We start from the raw sequence: 493 nt of genomic DNA, 5'->3' as shown, positions 1-493 counted from the left end.
GTGGTGGGGCCGGTTCGAGCGGCTGTCGGCCAGCCCGACGGCCGCTACGGCGCTTGCCCGCATGAATGCCGGCATAGACGTGCGCGACATGCTCGGGACGATCAGCGTGCCGACTTACCTGATCCATCGCCGCAACGACGCCCGAGTCGATCCCGACGCCAGCCGCTTCCTGGCCAGAAAGATCCCAGGCGCCCGCCTGGTCGAGATTTCGGGGCGCGACCACCCGATCTGGACCGGCGACGTCGACCGCGTGGCCGACCTGATCGAGGAATTCCTGACCGGGGAGCCGACGGTGGCCGTTGTGGAACGCGTGCTCGCAGCACTTCTGGTGACACGCATCTACGACACCGCGCGGCTCGGCGACCGCTTGTGGAGCGAACGCAGCCTGCGCTTCCAGGAGAACTGGCACATGCTGGTCGGCCGCCATGGCGGGCGCGTCGCCGGCACGCATGGCGAGCTGATGATCTCGCGCTTCGATGGCCCGGCGCGTGCC

Annotated in this window: 1 pseudogene; it reads left to right on the top strand. The window is 69.2% G+C overall.

Annotation, left to right across the window (positions count from 1 at the left end):
• A pseudogene (locus tag EOA28_RS38040) lies at positions 1 to 493 on the top strand (alpha/beta hydrolase); the annotation flags it as partial.

This window comes from Mesorhizobium sp. M2A.F.Ca.ET.067.02.1.1 (assembly GCF_004023285.1).
Taxonomy (GTDB): Bacteria; Pseudomonadota; Alphaproteobacteria; order Rhizobiales; family Rhizobiaceae; genus Mesorhizobium.
Note: the sequence above shows the minus strand (reverse complement) of the source record. Positions and strands in the feature narration are given on the sequence as shown.